General features: G+C 60.9%; 16 protein-coding genes. 10 read left to right on the top strand and 6 right to left on the bottom strand.

All coding sequences use genetic code 11. The features are described from left to right. Window positions 1-7 precede the first annotated feature (7 nt). Window positions 8-1141 carry an ABC transporter permease gene (locus tag Q7S58_RS05740; RefSeq protein ID WP_304821844.1) on the top strand — a complete coding sequence of 378 codons (1134 nt, stop codon included), beginning with the start codon at window positions 8-10 and terminating at the stop codon, window positions 1139-1141. A gap of 39 nt (window positions 1142-1180) precedes the next feature. On the opposite strand, the gene Q7S58_RS05735 is transcribed toward Q7S58_RS05740, so the two are convergent. The 4 genes from Q7S58_RS05735 to Q7S58_RS05725 all read right to left on the bottom strand — a co-directional run bounded on the left by Q7S58_RS05735 (window position 1181) and on the right by Q7S58_RS05725 (window position 3361). Beyond that, window positions 1181-1867: a phosphoribosylanthranilate isomerase gene (locus Q7S58_RS05735; protein ID WP_304821841.1), complete on the bottom strand. Its 687-nt coding sequence runs from the start codon at window positions 1865-1867 to the stop codon at window positions 1181-1183. Window positions 1868-1973: 106 nt separating this feature from the next. Continuing rightward, the gene (locus tag Q7S58_RS05730; RefSeq protein ID WP_304821838.1) at window positions 1974-2399 is read right to left on the bottom strand and encodes a helix-turn-helix domain-containing protein; all 426 of its coding nucleotides are present in this window, start codon (window positions 2397-2399) and stop codon (window positions 1974-1976) included. 179 nt (window positions 2400-2578) lie between these two features. After that, the gene (locus Q7S58_RS22075; RefSeq protein WP_370655459.1) at window positions 2579-2758 is read right to left on the bottom strand and encodes a flagellar FlbD family protein; all 180 of its coding nucleotides are present in this window, start codon (window positions 2756-2758) and stop codon (window positions 2579-2581) included. 108 nt (window positions 2759-2866) lie between these two features. Next, window positions 2867-3361, bottom strand: a complete 495-nt coding sequence (locus Q7S58_RS05725) for a helix-turn-helix domain-containing protein (protein WP_304821835.1) — start codon at window positions 3359-3361, stop codon at window positions 2867-2869. Between the two features lie 637 nt (window positions 3362-3998). Between Q7S58_RS05725 and Q7S58_RS05720 the strand changes: the two genes are divergently transcribed. From Q7S58_RS05720 to Q7S58_RS05705, 4 genes are all read left to right on the top strand, one after another. Further along, entirely contained in the window at window positions 3999-5534 is a 1536-nt protein-coding gene (locus Q7S58_RS05720) for a carboxylesterase/lipase family protein (protein ID WP_304821832.1), read from the top strand. 12 nt (window positions 5535-5546) lie between these two features. After that, window positions 5547-6725 (top strand): NAD(P)/FAD-dependent oxidoreductase, encoded by a 1179-nt coding sequence (locus tag Q7S58_RS05715; protein WP_304821829.1) that lies wholly within the window; start codon window positions 5547-5549, stop codon window positions 6723-6725. 101 nt (window positions 6726-6826) lie between these two features. After that, window positions 6827-7720 (top strand): NAD(P)-dependent oxidoreductase, encoded by an 894-nt coding sequence (locus tag Q7S58_RS05710; RefSeq protein WP_304821825.1) that lies wholly within the window; start codon window positions 6827-6829, stop codon window positions 7718-7720. A 39-nt stretch (window positions 7721-7759) separates the two neighbouring features. Beyond that, window positions 7760-8134 (top strand): carboxymuconolactone decarboxylase family protein, encoded by a 375-nt coding sequence (locus Q7S58_RS05705; RefSeq protein ID WP_304821822.1) that lies wholly within the window; start codon window positions 7760-7762, stop codon window positions 8132-8134. A gap of 9 nt (window positions 8135-8143) precedes the next feature. On the opposite strand, the gene Q7S58_RS05700 is transcribed toward Q7S58_RS05705, so the two are convergent. Further along, window positions 8144-8560 (bottom strand): IclR family transcriptional regulator, encoded by a 417-nt coding sequence (locus Q7S58_RS05700; RefSeq protein ID WP_304821819.1) that lies wholly within the window; start codon window positions 8558-8560, stop codon window positions 8144-8146. Between the two features lie 703 nt (window positions 8561-9263). Between Q7S58_RS05700 and Q7S58_RS05695 the strand changes: the two genes are divergently transcribed. The 4 genes from Q7S58_RS05695 (at window position 9264) to Q7S58_RS05680 (ending at window position 11279) form a co-directional block, all read left to right on the top strand. Continuing rightward, on the top strand, window positions 9264-9662 hold the full coding sequence (locus Q7S58_RS05695; RefSeq protein ID WP_304821816.1) for an OmpA family protein: 399 nt from the start codon (window positions 9264-9266) through the stop codon (window positions 9660-9662). 170 nt (window positions 9663-9832) lie between these two features. After that, entirely contained in the window at window positions 9833-9991 is a 159-nt protein-coding gene (locus tag Q7S58_RS05690; protein WP_304821813.1) for a hypothetical protein, read from the top strand. 65 nt (window positions 9992-10056) lie between these two features. After that, a complete protein-coding gene (locus Q7S58_RS05685) occupies window positions 10057-10536 on the top strand; it encodes a VOC family protein (protein WP_304821809.1) in 480 nt (159 codons plus the stop codon). Window positions 10537-10889: 353 nt separating this feature from the next. Continuing rightward, entirely contained in the window at window positions 10890-11279 is a 390-nt protein-coding gene (locus Q7S58_RS05680; protein ID WP_304821806.1) for a glyoxalase/bleomycin resistance/extradiol dioxygenase family protein, read from the top strand. A gap of 196 nt (window positions 11280-11475) precedes the next feature. On the opposite strand, the gene Q7S58_RS05675 is transcribed toward Q7S58_RS05680, so the two are convergent. Next, window positions 11476-12747 (bottom strand): hypothetical protein, encoded by a 1272-nt coding sequence (locus tag Q7S58_RS05675; protein WP_304821803.1) that lies wholly within the window; start codon window positions 12745-12747, stop codon window positions 11476-11478. Between the two features lie 147 nt (window positions 12748-12894). Between Q7S58_RS05675 and Q7S58_RS05670 the strand changes: the two genes are divergently transcribed. Beyond that, the gene (locus Q7S58_RS05670; RefSeq protein WP_304821800.1) at window positions 12895-13764 is read left to right on the top strand and encodes a dienelactone hydrolase family protein; all 870 of its coding nucleotides are present in this window, start codon (window positions 12895-12897) and stop codon (window positions 13762-13764) included. Window positions 13765-14525 lie beyond the last annotated feature (761 nt).

Below are 14525 nucleotides of genomic sequence, written 5' to 3'. Positions count from 1 at the left end.
TGGCGGCGTGATCGAGCGGCTGCATCAGATTCTGATCAAGGAGTTCATCCATTTGTTTCGCGATCGGCGGGCGCGCTTCGCGCTGATAATACCGCCGCTGTTGCAGATGCTGATATTCGGCTACGCGGCGACCTACGAAGTTAAGCACGTATCGACCGCGGTGCTCGATCTCGATCGCAGCCAGGAAAGCCGCGAGTTCCTCGAGCGCTTCACCTCCAGCAATCGCTTCCGGATTCGCGCGGTACTCACCGATCAATCGCAAATCGCCGATTTGATCGACCATCGCCGCGTCGTGTTGGCATTGCAGATTCATCCGGGGTTTGCGGCGTTGCTCCGCAAGGGCGAGACTGCTCCCGTCCAGGCCATTCTCGACGGTACCGATTCGAATACTGCATTGATAGCCATCGGATATATAAATCAAATAGCAACTAAGTATGCGGCCGATTACCAACTCGAGCGCGCCGGACGCCTCATCCCCGCCGCGGTCCACTTCGCGCCGCGCATCCAGCTCGAGGAACGTCCGCTGTACAACCCCAATCTCGAGAGCCGCTGGTTCTTCGTGCCCGGGGTTATCGGCACCCTGCTGCTGCTTTCGGTGATCACGCTGACCGCATTTGCTCTGGTGCGCGAGCGCGAAATCGGAACGCTCGAGCAACTGATGGTCACGCCGATTCGCCCCGCCGAACTGATCATCGGCAAAACGCTTCCGTTCCTGCTCGTGGGACTGGGCAACCTGATGCTCGTGTCGATTGCAGGGACGCTCTGGTTCCAGATTCCGTTCCGCGGTAGCCCGCTCGTGCTGCTGCTCGGTACCATCCTTTTTCTTTCGAGCGCGCTCGGCGTCGGCCTGCTCATCTCGACGTTGTGTACGACGCAGCAGCAAGCGTTTTCGCTGGGCTTCTTTTTCGTCACGCCTGCGATCATGCTGTCGGGATTCGGCTACCCGATACAAAGCATGCCCCAAGCGCTGCGCTTGGTGACCTATCTCGATCCGTTGCGCTTCTTTTTGATCGTCTTGCGCAGTTCTTTTCTGAAAGGAGTTGGCCTTGATGTGCTATGGCCGCAGATGGTTGCGATGGCGCTGCTGGGCGCCGGCGCGCTCACCCTCGCGACCTTGCGCTTTCACAAAACGCTCGATTGATTGCCGCCGCTGGTTTCCTCAGTCGCTCGCCTTGCTCGCTCAGTTCTTCGACGCATCGATCGCATCCGCAAATCCGCGCATCGCCGCCGCGATGAACGCGCGCACTCGCGCGAGGTCCTTTTTCCCGCGCTGCCCCACGATGTCGGTATGCGTGAACGAATCCACGCCCCACGGCCTGACCTGCGCGATCGCCGCGGCGACGTTCTCCGCCGAGAGGCCGCCCGCCAGGATCACCGGCGCCCGCGAGCGCTCGACGACGTTTCTGCTCACTGACCACTCGTGCGTTTCGCCAGTCGCGCCGAGAAACGGCGGTCCCTTCGCGCCCGAATCCAGCATCAGGTAGTCAACGCAATTCTGATGCGTGTCGGCTTCGCTGATCGTTTCGCCCGCCCGCACCGCGATCGCGCGCAGCAGTTGCACGGGCGCGATCCGCTGGCGAATCCACGCGCAATCTTCGGGTTCAATTTCGCGCGCCACTACGTGCAAAATATCCGGCCGCACGCTATCGACCATCGCGCAAATCTCGTCGCGATCGTCCGACAGCGATAGCGCAACGCCGCGCGCCCGCGGCCGGATCGCCGCGAGAATTTCGCGCGCCCTGCCCGCATCGATCGCCTCGGCCACGACGCCTGCCTCCGCCACCACCACGCCAATCAGATGCGCACCTACGTCCGCCGTCGCAATCGCGTCAGCCACCGAAGTCAGACTGTAAATTTGAATCACCATGATCGACGCTCCCGATCACGGTATTCGCAGAGCGCGACCCCCAACTCAAGAGCCTCAATTGCATTGGGCGGCGAATTGAAGCCAGCGCTCGGCAATTCGTCTGGGATCAGTCTGTTTCGAATGCCTGACGGATAGAATTGAGTATCGAACGATATGCACTCGGCGATGAGATCCTCCCGAGCAGGCATATCTTCCGCAGGATCGCGAGTTCGCCCGCGGTGACAGAATAGCGCGGAGCGGTCGCCAAAAAACGGCGCCATACCGCCTCGCGGCTTTCGGCCAGTGGCGCGTCTTTGGGTTCGATGAAGGCCGCTGCGTTAGGGTAAGCGAGCAGAAACAGTTCCTGCTGGTCTATATCCAGGTTCTGCGCGAGCCGAAATAACAGCGCCAGCGAGGGCCGCCGCCGGCCCGCCTCGATGAACGCGATGTGCGAGCCTTCGACTCCCACGCGATGCGCCAGTTCGCGTTGCGATATATCGATCGCGGTGCGCCGCGCTTTAATGACCTCACCCAACCGCCGCTGTTTCTTCATCGCACGGTTCTCAGCAGGTAAAATGATCTGTACAGGAATTCGATCTTAAAAGTAGGCTATCGGTACCGTACCGCTTGAGCGCGTCAAGCGCAAATTCGCAAAGTTATTTTCCCGTTCTCCGAGATCCTTGGCAAGCACGGACATCTTCGGGCGAACCTTTCGAGAAATGTCGCCCGGTGTCACTGCAGCAAGCTTTCACACAACTTCGCGATTTTGGATAGACTCTCGCTGACGCTGATTTTTTGGCCGGACCTGAGCGTGATGAGCGTTTCCGCCTTCCGTTCTTCGCACATCGCGATGCAGTCGGGATTGACTAAAATTCGTCCCTCGCTGCCGGTTAACGTCACGAAAAAGCTCATCCACCCGACCCCTACCTATGCGTTTTTATCGAGCCGCCTGGCCTCTGCTCTCCCAGGTTTGCGGCTGGCGATAGTTGGCCGAGGATCGCCTTTATCCAAGATGCGATTCTAGAAGATTGGTGCTATTTTTCGCCGATTCTTGCGCAATTTAGACTTCTTAGCGTCTGGCGCTGAGCAATCGCCACTTGCCCGTGAATGAGCGTTTGCGTAATCCCTTGGCGTCGCGCCTACGCTGCGGCTGAAGGTCCGCGCAAAATGACTCTGATCGCTGAAACCAAGTTCGCCCGCCACCTCGGCCACGGTCAGCCGATGCTCCGCGAGCAGATCGCGGGCGCGCCTGATTCGCTCTCGTTGCAGGTACTGATGCGGAGACAGGCCGGTGCTGCGTTTAAACAAACGGCAGAAATGATACGGACTCATATCCACCTCGGAAGCCAGTTCAAACAAGCTCAGGTTTCTGGTGAGATTGTGGTGTATGAATTCAACCGCCCGGCGCAGTAGATGGCTCGGCATCGCGCCGTATTCACGCGAGGCTGTCCGTTTCGAGGAGTGATGCGTCAGGAGATGAATCGCCAGCGCGGTGCCGAGCGACTCGATCATCATTCGGCCCCCAGCCATCCCCGACTCGATCTCGGATTCAGCAGCAAGTATCAACCGTTCGACCTGCTCGTCTCGAGTCCGCCGATTGGACCGTAGCTCCCGCGAATCGACGTTTATCGCATCGCGAACCGCGCGCTTGATAAACGATAGGCCCAGCACCGCAACTGTGGTGCGCGCCTGTCGAAAACTGTAGCGCGCCTGCTCCTCGCCCGCGGCGCAAATCACCAACTCCCCCGGACCTACCGTAGCTTGCGGCTCTTCGCTGAAGCCCTCGCGCTGAAGAGAGAGGACATGGCAATTGGAATAGGCGAACTTCGGCGTGGGGCCCCAGCTTCCAATATCGTAACGCTCGACCCGAAAGCCTTCGCAATTCGACTCCGCACTCGAAGCAACTGGCTGGAGACCTCCCACCAATTCGCTCGGATTATGTGTATGCAAAATCTCACAGTCAGTCATATGGCTCATAGGAACGAGTCGCATTGAACCGTCGCGTCACCGCGCCGACACGCGCGTTTAACATCCAGTCACCCAATGAGTTGTAAGTAGCAGTTGCTTCTTAACCCGACGATCAGCGCGACTATGATCCAGTCGCGGGATTTTTGCAAATTGTGATATCACTCACGCGGCGGAGGTATGCGCGATGGCACAACACGTTTTGGTCGATACGGCTGGCGGTAAAGTTCGCGGAATCACGGAAGGCGGGATCAACATTTTTAAGGGCATCCCGTATGGCGCGGCTCCCAACGGCGCGCATCGCTTCATGCCACCCGCACGACCAGCGCCGTGGTCCGGCGTGCGCGACGCGCTCGCCTTCGGACCGCGCGCGATGCAGAGCGACGACGCGTTCGCGCTCTCGCCCGAATTGCTGAAGCTGTTCGCGACCGAGCCGCTCTCGATGAGCGAGGACTGCCTCGTCCTCAACGTATGGACGCCCGCAGTGAACGACCATCGCAAACGCCCCGTGATGTTCTGGTGCCACGGCGGCGCATTCATCGCGGGCTCCGGTTCGTCGGGCTGGTACGACGGCGGCAATCTCGCCGCCAAGGGCGACGTGGTGGTCGTCACGATCAATCATCGCCTCGGCGCATTCGGCTACTTGCATCTCGAGGAACTCGGCGGAGCTGACTTCGCGTCGTCGGGCAACGCCGGGATGCTCGATATCGTCGCGGCGCTCGAATGGGCGCGCGACAATATCGCGGCGTTCGGCGGCGACTCCGGCAACGTGACGATCTTCGGCGAGTCCGGCGGCGGCGCAAAAGTCAGCGTGCTGATGGCGATGCCCGCGGCGCACGGTCTCTTTCATAAGGCGATCATCCAGAGCGGACCGGCGGTGCAGATGGCGAGCCGCGAAGACGGCGCCGAGACCGCGCGAGAGGTCCTGGCTGAACTCGGCCTCGGCAAAGAGCGCACGAGCGAGCTTCGCACAATCCCGGCGGAGCGGCTTCTGAGCGCGCAAGCGGCGGTGCTGAGGAAGTTCAGCGTGATGTCTTTTGCCAATCGCCGCCGCGTCGGATTCAATCCAGTGGTCGATGGCAAGCATCTGCCGGCGGGACCGTTCGAGCCCGTCGCTCCAGCGATCTCAGCGCAGGTGCCGCTGATGATCGGCACCAACAAGGACGAGATGACGCTGTTCTTCGGACTTGCGCCGTGGCTCGACGGATTGGATGCGGCGGCGATGCGCGATCGAGTGCAAATGATGGTCGGCGATCGCGCCGATCACCTGATCGAAGGCTACACCAAAGCGCGTCCGCACGACTCGCGACGCGACATCGTGCTCGCGATCGCGACCGATCAGTCGATGCGAATCCCGTCGCTCATCATCGCGGATCGCAAGGTCGCGCAACACGCGGCGCCGGTCTTCGTGTACATGTTCACGTGGGAGACGCCGGCGCTGAACGGCGTACTCAAGTCGCCGCACGCGCTCGAAATCCCGTTCGTGTTCGACACCGTCAAAACTTCGGCACTGTGCGGCGACGCGCCCACCCGGTTCGCGCTCGCCGAAAGGATGAGCCGGACGTGGATCGCATTCGCGCGCACCGGCGATCCCAACAACGACCAGATACCAGCGTGGCCCGCCTATTCGACCGAGAATCGGCCGACGATGATGTTCGACAACGAGTGCCGCGTCCAGAACGATCCGTACAGCGCCGAGCGACTCGTATGGAGCAGTCAGTAGCTGCGCGAAACATTGCCCGCCAACTTTGACGTAGTCGTCATCGGCGCCGGGGCGGCCGGGTTAATGTGCGCGATCACGGCGGCTCAGCGCGGACGCTGCGTACTGCTGCTCGAGCACAACGATCAAGCCGGCGCAAAAATCCTCATCTCCGGCGGCGGCCGCTGCAACTTCACCAATCTCGAGGTCGCACCCGAGCGCTTCCTCTCCGCCAATCCGCATTTCTGCAAGTCCGCGCTCAGCCGCTACACGCAGCGCGATTTCATAACGATGGTCGAGCGCCATCGGATCCCGTATCACGAGAAAACTCTGGGCCAGCTTTTCTGCGATCGCTCCGCGCGCGATATCCTCGCGATGCTGCTAGATGAATCCGCCGCCGCCGGCGTCGATCTGCGCGTGAAGCATCGCGTCACATCGATCACGCGAAGCGATCGTTTTCGCATCGATACTGGCCAGGGTACGTTCACGGCACGGGCGCTGGTGTTGGCCACCGGCGGACTCTCGATCCCAAAGATGGGCGCGACCGATTTTGCTTACGAGACGGCGCGCCGTTTCGATTTGCCCGTGATCGAGCCGCGGCCGGGGCTTGTCCCGCTGAGGTTCTCAGGCACGACGCTCGACCTATGCCGGGAACTCACCGGTGTCTCCGCCGACGCGATCGTTTCGTGCGGCCGCACGAGCTTTCGCGAGAGCATCCTCTTCACTCATCGCGGATTGTCGGGCCCCGCCATCCTGCAGATTTCATCTTACTGGCGCGAAGGTGAATCGATCGCGATCGATCTTGTTCCGCCGCTCGACGCCCACTCGTTTCTGAAGGATCGCAAGCGTACGCGCCCGAAGGCCGAACTCAAAACCGTGCTCGCCGAAATGTTGCCGGCCAGGCTCGCGTCCGCAATCTCAGACGCGGTTCCGCACGAAGGACCGATCGCCAATCTTCCCGATCGCCACCTGACTTCCGTCGCCGCGCGACTGAAACGCTGGTCAGTTACGCCAGTCGGTACAGAAGGATGGCCCAAAGCGGAGGTCACCGTCGGCGGCATCGACACCGATGCGCTGTCGTCCAAAACGATGGAAGCGCGCACCGTGCCCGGCCTCTTCATAATCGGCGAAGCGGTTGACGTGACGGGATGGCTCGGCGGCTACAATTTTCAATGGGCGTGGTCGAGCGGCTGGGTTGCGGGTCAAGCGATCTGATCGCCAAACTATCGCGGCGCTTGCCGGACGGTGCGTCGGTGCTCTAACAATTCAAAGGCATCGCGATTGGGCGCAATCAAAATCCCGCAGGAGACTGAAACATGAGAATTGGATTTATCGGCTTGGGCAATATGGGCGGGCCAATGGCGCTCAATCTGCTGAAAGCGGGCCACACATTGGCGGTGCACGACATCGAGCGGGATCGCGCCCGCGCCCATCTCGAAGGTGGCGCGCGATGGGCTGCGTCGCCTGCCGACGCCGCCGGATCCAGCGAACTGGTATTCACTTCGCTGCCCGGACCGAAAGAAGTCGAAGCAGTCGCGCTCGGTGCAGACGGGATCCTGCAACGAATCGACGCGACCTGCATCTACGCCGACCTCTCGACCAATTCGCCGACAGTGATACGGCGCATCCACGCGAGTTTCGCGCGCAAGGGAGTCGCGATGCTCGACGCGCCCGTCAGCGGCGGCATCGCCGGCGCGCGCGCCGCAACCTTGTCGGTGATGGTCGGCGGCGACGAATCCGCCTATCGCAGGATCAAGCCGGCGCTCGACGCGATTGGCGACAAGGTGGCGTACATCGGCGCGATCGGCTCCGGCAGCGTCGCTAAGCTGGTTCATAACATGATCGTTTTCGGCAGCGTGCAGCTTTTGGCCGAGGCGTTTACGATGGGCGTCAAGGCCGGCGTGCCCGCCGAGACTCTGGTGAGCGCGGTCGAGAACGGCGCATACGGCCAGGGCGCGATGCTGCGCGGCGTGATGCGCAAAATGGTACTGCGCGATAACTTCGATCGCGTCGCGTTCACGCTCAGGCTCGCGCGCAAGGACCTCGGACTCGCGACCGAGCTCGCGCGCGAAATCGACGTGCCGATGCCGCTCGCGAACATCGTCGAGCAGGACCTGGTCGAGGCTATCGCGCGCGGCCTCGGCGACAAGGATTCATCGGTATCATTCACGCTGCAGGAAGGTCGCGCCGGCGTCAAAGTGCGCAGCTAGATTTTCACATTCGACTCAAGCAACTCGGAGGTACTCGTGATGGCTGACGATCTCGCAAAAAAGGGAATGGAACTTCGCGCCAAACTGTGGGGCGAGAAAGCCGCGAATGATGGCAATGAATTTCTAAAGAAATTCGACGAAGGCTTTGCCACCTTCTTGAACGAGCAACTGTTCGGCGCGATCTGGAATCGCCCCGGACTGCCGACCAGGACGCGCTCGATGCTGACGCTCACCGCGCTGATGGCGCTCGGCCGCGGTCCCGAACTGCGATTGCACATGCGCGGCGCACTGAACATCGGCATCACGCCGGACGAACTCAAGGAACTGATCGTCCACGTCTCGCAGTACAGCGGCGTCCCCACCGCGGTCGAAGCGATCCGCGCATTCAACGAGATAACCGCGCCGCCGAAATAGCTATCGCTGTCATCGAATCGCGGTGTCGCCGAAGAACGCGAGCAATCGATCGGCGAGCGCCTCGGGCGCTTCCTCCGGGATGAAATGTCCGCAATCGAGCGGCTCGCCGCGCACGTCGGCGCCGTCGAGCACCGAGAGGAAGACGGACTCGCCGGTCGAGGACATCAGGCGGTCGAGGTAGGGCTGGGCGCGATCGCCGAAATCGAACTGCGCGGCGGCCTGGCTGCCGAGCTCGAACAGCTTCAATCCGAGGCGGTAGTCGCCGGTGCTGGATTCCCGCTCGACGAAGCGATGGCGCTGCAAGACGGCGAGCAATCTGAGCGCGGTGCTCTTGGGCAATTCGACGCGGCGGGCAAGCTCGGCGAGCGTCATCGCGGGACCGTTGGCGGCGAGAATTTCGAGCAGCGCGAGGACGCGATCGATCACCTGGACCTAGTAAGGCGTATGCCGCATGGTGGAACGCCATTTCAATACTAGCGCGGCGGCGTAAAGTCAAAAGGCGCGTGGCGAACCTACGCGAATGAGAGTTTGTGAAGATTTTGTCGGATGATCGATCGCACCACCGTTGTCATTCTGAGCAGAAGGCTGCGCAGGCGAAGAATCCCGGATCTTCTTCTTCGTGTGGTATTGCATCGGGATCCTTCGACTCCGGCAGCCTCCGTTCAGGATGACGGAAAGGAACGGGCGAGGTATTAGGACAAAAATCCCGGATTCCTCGCTCCGCTCGGGATGACACGAATGGATGTGGTAGCAGTCTTTTCCGTGTCATGCCGAGTGAGCGAGGCGGCGAGGGAAGCCGGATCCGGGATTTCTCGCTGCGCTCGAAATGACACGGGAAGGACGAATATGCAGGCCGGCTAATTCGAGCGAGGTATCGCGAATAGAAGACAATCGTTTCCCTTCCAAATGGGCGGTGAAAGAGTGGCTTTACTCTGTACATCTTACACGGCGCGCGACTGGATGATTGAAAATCACTGGCAATTCCTTGCGGCACGTCGATTGCAGTTACAGCTAATCGAGGCGTGCGATCATGAAAGCTCAACTATCGTTCACTCGAAGTGCGGCTCTGGGCGCAATCGCAATCCTGCTCATTCCATTGTCAGCTTGCCGGGAGTCGCGGGACGGTACGGTGCAGACGGCCCAGGTCGGTAACGCGCCCGAGGCAGGAATCGCGGCGCATCCTGATGAGAAGATTCGGCTCGAAGGCCTGCGCTTCAAGGCGGATGGCGCGAGCCTGCGCCCGAATTCGAAGCCGGTCCTCGACGCGGCGGTGGAAATCTTGAAGAGCGAGCCGAACAAGAAAGTTTACGTGGACGCCTACTGCGAGCCGAGCGGCGGCAAGGAAGCAAACCTGCGGCTCTCGCAGAAGCGCGCCGAGAACGTGAAGGCCTACCTTGAGACGCAAGGGATCGCGTCAGATCGCCTGATCCCGCGCGGATTCGGCGCCGAGAATTTCGTCGCGAGCAACGATTCTCCGCAGACGCGCAAGCAGAACCGGCGAATCGAGCTGATCCCGTTCACGAACTGAGAGCGCAATAATTTCCGCATAGTCAGTACCCGCGGCAGGCAGCTTGATTGAGGCCTGCCGCGGTTCTTCGTTCGGCTTCGCGCGCGAACGCTTAACGAAAACATTCGAGCGCCGTAACCTTTCCTCTCGCCGGCGGGTTATATAATGAGAGGCGACTCTTGGGTGCTTCATTGAAACGTCGGCGCAAGGACGAGCGAGCGATCGGCGCCGGGACTACGTCGCTCTACCCGCCATCGGATGCGCCCTACGGCGATCGCGGCGCCGGCGTGAAGGATCCATTCGACAACGTCTGGTATCTCGCGACGGTGAAAAAGGATGTGACGCGATGACGACTGAGCACGCGACCCGCAGCTTCGGTATCTCAGATCTGAGTAATCGACGAAGAGGAAAAACAATGGCTGCAAAAGTGAATCCTGTCCCGGACCCGGCGAATCCGCTGGCGCCGTGTCTCAGCGTGAGCAACGCCGCCGAGTCGATCGACTTTTACCAACGTGCGTTTGGTGCAACGGAGAGTTACAGATTGATGATGCCCGACGGAAGAATCGGCCATGCGGAACTCAGGATTGGCGCGGCGACGATCATGCTGGCCGACGAGTTTCCCGAGATGGGGCTGCTGAGTCCCAAGTCACAATCGATCGCGCGCTCGCCGGTCGCGCTTCATCTGTATGTCGAGGATGTCGATGCGGTTTACGATCGCGCGATCGCCGCAGGCGCAACGTCGGTGAAAGCGCCCGAAACGGAGTTCTTCGGCGAGCGCAATGCTCATCTGACGGACCCGTCGGGGCATCTGTGGTTCATCTCGAGCCAGGTCGAGGTGGTGGCGCCGGAGGAGATGCAGCGCCGCCTCGACGGGGCAATGAAGCAAGGCGGGTGAGAAGAGAGGAGAAGAGTCCGAAACCTCACGAGGTTTCGGGCTTCCCGTGGCAATAGGATGCGCGCTACGCGCTGCTAGTAAAGGGTGAGATAGAAAGTGGAGAAATGCGAGCGATCCGCTGTGCGAAAGTAAGGGAAGGACGCGGAAGGCAGGGATGCGCGCTACGCGCTGCTAGTAAAGGGTGAGATAGAAAGTGGAGAAATGCGAGCGGCCCGCTGTGCGAAAGTAAGGGAAGGACGCGGAAGGCAGGGATGCGCGCTACGCGCTGCTAGTAAAGGATAAGAGGGAAAAGAAGCGCCGATGCTGTGAGCGATGATGAAAGATTCGCGATGTAGTTAGAGGAGCACTATAAAATGAATGGCGATGCAAAACATGTTCAGGAAGGCTTCACGGCAATCACGCCATATCTGTTCGGCGACGTTCAATTGATCGAATTTCTGAAGCAGGCATTTGGCGCCGAGCTAATCGGCGGAGGAACGCCGGATCCGTCGGGGCTTCATTCGGAACTGCAGATCGGCGACGCGAAAGTGATGGTTGGCTCGGGATGGTTTGCGGATTCATCGATGGCGGCGGCGACGTGGGTTTACGTTCCGCAAGTCGATGCGACATATAAGCGCGCGCTCGAACTTGGCGCGACGTCGCTCAGGGAGCCGGCCGACATGACCTGGGGCGACCGCGTGTGCGGAATCAAGGATCGATGCGGCAATACGTGGTGGATCGCAACGCACAAAAGTCCCAAGTGAGCATGCGGCGAACCGACCCGGTGCGCGACAGATAACAGTGTTTGGTGCGATCGTAACTACTGGCCTTACGACTTGCCTACTAACAGCGCGTAGCGCGCATCCTACTTGCCTCGGGAAGCCCCCTTCGACAGAGCCTCAGGGTAAACTCCACCTGCGTGAGGTTTCGGATGTATTTTCCGCTCCGGTGCGCGCCGGGCTACATCGGGGAAATGGGCGGCAAGCCGAGATGGAGGCGCGCGAAGTTCAGTGCGGTGCGTGATTGTTGCAGCGTGACGTGCGTGCGGAGCGCCGCGAGATCGCGGAAGTGGCGGCCGAGTTTCGAGTCTTTGCGAGCGGCGGTAGTGCCGGCGGTCGTGAACATTAGATCGACCGCCTCCCAGCACAGATTCACGCATTGCTGCAGAATGATCAGAAGACGGCGCTCGACCTCGCCGCTGAAGGATGCGTTATCTTCGACGTGACGCGCGCATACTTCGACGAAATCCTGGCCAAACTTGAGCAGCGCCGCTTCGGCGGTATCGACGAGCGCGTGCGCCTTGCCGAAGTATTGCTGGAACTCGTAGCTGTCGGCGCGAAGCACAAACGGCGGAAACGGTGTGTTCTTCGTGCGGAGCAGATCTTCATACAAGTCGAGCGCGCCGCGAGCGATACCGACGGCGACGGCGGTCGCTTCGCCGACAAGAAAGCTCGTGATGCGTCCGTGATACATCGGATTGTCGAGGCCGCGCGGGATCGGCCATGGCGCGCGGTGACCGTCGAGCAGGTCCCACGAAATAGTGCGGTAGTGCGGCACGAGGATTGGCTCTTCGACGACGACGCGGCGAGAGCCGGTGCCCTGCATCCCGAACATCTGCCAGTTATCGACGATCGAGAAATCCTTGCGATCGAACAACAGCAGTATCTGGCGCGGCGGCTTGCCGGGTTCGCCGTCGAGGAAGGCGGAGCCGATGAAGTGCGTGGCGATGTCGCATCCGGAGGCGTAATCCCAGAATCCCTGGATCGTGAAGCCGCCGTCGGCCGGAGTTGCGATCGCGGATGAGCGCGCGAACGGTCCGCGGAATTCTCCGTCGGCGCCGTAGGTTTCGATTTGCGCCGATTCCTGAAACCGCGCCATCACGAGCGGATGACCGGCGGTGAGCGCGAGGACCCATCCGCTGGCAGGGCATCCGCGGGCGATCTCGATCATGATGCGCAGGAACGTCTCGACGTCGAATTCGTAGCCGCCGAAGCGCCGCGGCTGGACGGTTCGATAGAAGCCCGCCTCGACGAACGCGTCGTTGGTTGCGGCCGGCAATTCGCCGCCGGCTTCGCATCGGTCCTGGCGTTCGCGGAGGATCGGGCGCATCGCGCGCGCCCGCTCGATCATCATCGCGGGCGTGAGATCGAGCTCCGGGATGTTGATCGATACCGCGTCGGTCCGAGCGGTTCGGGATCGAGATTGATGGCCCGGCTGCACTTTTGAACCCAAGCGGCCCTCCTGCGAATCGAGCGGTGGCACGCCACGCTACCAATCGGGAAGTCGGCGCGGCAAGGATGGCGAATGGCCGGGGATTTGAATTGACGCATTCAATGATCGGCCCTTAAGCTTAATCGGCAAGCGAGCGGAGGAAGAGCGATGGATCGAGACGATCGCGGCGCGAGGCGGACGGTGTTGGAAAATCAGATCACGCGGCGGGCATTCGTGGTCGGAAGCCTCGCGGCCGGGTTCGCGCTGGCGGTGATGCCGGTGGCGGCCGAAACGATCACGACTGACGCGAACGGGCTGGTCGCGGGGGAAGTGAGAATCCCGGTGGCGGACGGCGAGATGCCGGCGTATCGCGCGATGCCGGCGACGGGCGGACCGTTTCCGACGATACTGGTGGTGCAGGAAGTCTTCGGGGTTCACGAACATATCAAGGATATCTGCCGGCGGCTCGCGAAGCTGGGCTACTTTGCGGTCGCGCCGGCGCTGCATGCGCGCGAGGGCGACGTATCGCAACTGAGCAGCATCCAGGAAATTTTGAAGGTCGTCGCAAAGGTGCCGGACAAGCAGGTCGCGAGCGATCTCGATGCGGCGGTGGCATGGGCGAAAAGCACTGGCAAGGCCGATACGTCGCGCCTCGGAATCACGGGATTTTGCTGGGGCGGGCGGCAAGTGTGGCTCTATGCGGCGCACAATCCGGCGGTGAAGGCGGGCGTCGCGTGGTACGGGCCGCTGCAGGCTCATGGCAGCGACGCGTCATCCGAGAGCCCGCTCGAGTTGGTGAATCGGCTGAATGCGCCGGTGCTTGGATTGTACGGCGGCGATGACAGTTCGATTCAAATGGCGGAAATCGAGCAGATGCGCGCGGCGTTGAAGGCGGCGGGCAAGCCGTCGGAAATCGTGGTCTATCCCGACACGCCGCACGGCTTCAACGCGGACTATCGCGACAGCTATCGGCCCGCGGCGGCAAAAGACGGATGGAAGCGGATGGAGGCATGGTTCAAGCAGCACGGCGTCGGCTGACGATCGCGATCACATGCTCGTCGATCGCACCGCAGCGGAGCGCAGGCACTCACGCATTTGCTTTTCGGGGTGAACAGTTCAGCCTTAGACGGCACGCGCGCGGCGTGTCACAACTAATTCAGGCTCAAGCAGTTTCCGATTCGCGTTTGCCCGCGCTACGTCGCACCCAATGATAGCCGAGATCGCGCGCCAACGTCCGCTCCATACCGGCGCGGCTGAGGCGCGATGGCGCAAAATGATGTTTTCGAATGCAATTTACGTTGGAGCGACCGGGCGAGGTTTGAATCAGCGAGTGCCTGGAGAGACCCCGGGCTTTGCCACATCTTCGCTTCTACGTTCGCGCGCTGATAGACGTGAAATGATTCCTCGCTTGACGACATGACACTACCGCGACTAGCTTCGATTTCTCGGAACGATGACAGTATAGCGGGCGATCGAGCGTTTGGTCGACTGATGGAGTGCCTTGAATGCGGGGAGAGGTTAGCCGGAACCCGGCGCTATTTTCGAGAAATCACAAGGATAGGCTTTCGGATATGCGACGAGTGCTCGCGCGCCCAACCTCACTCCATCGAGTTCAATCCCCCTACTGGCGCTAACATCGACGCCGCGGCCATAATGTATGAAAAGTTCCGCTTGGGCTTCGATAGTATTAGGCTGAAGATACTAGTGGCCTGTAACAGTGACATTGGTATCGGAATAGATGCGATGGTTGGGGTCGCGATAGGTCCACTTGATGGGTTTGGGAGCGCGGTTGTAGTGAC

Source organism: Candidatus Binatus sp., from assembly GCF_030646925.1.
In the GTDB taxonomy this organism is placed as follows: Bacteria; Desulfobacterota; Binatia; order Binatales; family Binataceae; genus Binatus.
Note: the sequence above shows the minus strand (reverse complement) of the source record. Positions and strands in the feature narration are given on the sequence as shown.

Excerpts from the sequence above, each read along its gene's own strand:
- Q7S58_RS05725 (WP_304821835.1), bottom strand. The coding sequence starts at position 3,361 with ATGATGATCGAGTCGCTCGGCACCGCGCTGGCGATTCATCTCCTGACG.
- Q7S58_RS05730 (WP_304821838.1), bottom strand. The coding sequence starts at position 2,399 with ATGAAGAAACAGCGGCGGTTGGGTGAGGTCATTAAAGCGCGGCGCACC.
- Q7S58_RS05720 (WP_304821832.1), top strand. The coding sequence starts at position 3,999 with ATGGCACAACACGTTTTGGTCGATACGGCTGGCGGTAAAGTTCGCGGA.
- Q7S58_RS05670 (WP_304821800.1), top strand. The coding sequence starts at position 12,895 with ATGGATCGAGACGATCGCGGCGCGAGGCGGACGGTGTTGGAAAATCAG.
- Q7S58_RS05685 (WP_304821809.1), top strand. The coding sequence starts at position 10,057 with ATGGCTGCAAAAGTGAATCCTGTCCCGGACCCGGCGAATCCGCTGGCG.
- Q7S58_RS05710 (WP_304821825.1), top strand. The coding sequence starts at position 6,827 with ATGAGAATTGGATTTATCGGCTTGGGCAATATGGGCGGGCCAATGGCG.
- Q7S58_RS05705 (WP_304821822.1), top strand. The coding sequence starts at position 7,760 with ATGGCTGACGATCTCGCAAAAAAGGGAATGGAACTTCGCGCCAAACTG.
- Q7S58_RS05735 (WP_304821841.1), bottom strand. The coding sequence starts at position 1,867 with ATGGTGATTCAAATTTACAGTCTGACTTCGGTGGCTGACGCGATTGCG.
- Q7S58_RS22075 (WP_370655459.1), bottom strand. The coding sequence starts at position 2,758 with ATGAGCTTTTTCGTGACGTTAACCGGCAGCGAGGGACGAATTTTAGTC.
- Q7S58_RS05680 (WP_304821806.1), top strand. The coding sequence starts at position 10,890 with ATGAATGGCGATGCAAAACATGTTCAGGAAGGCTTCACGGCAATCACG.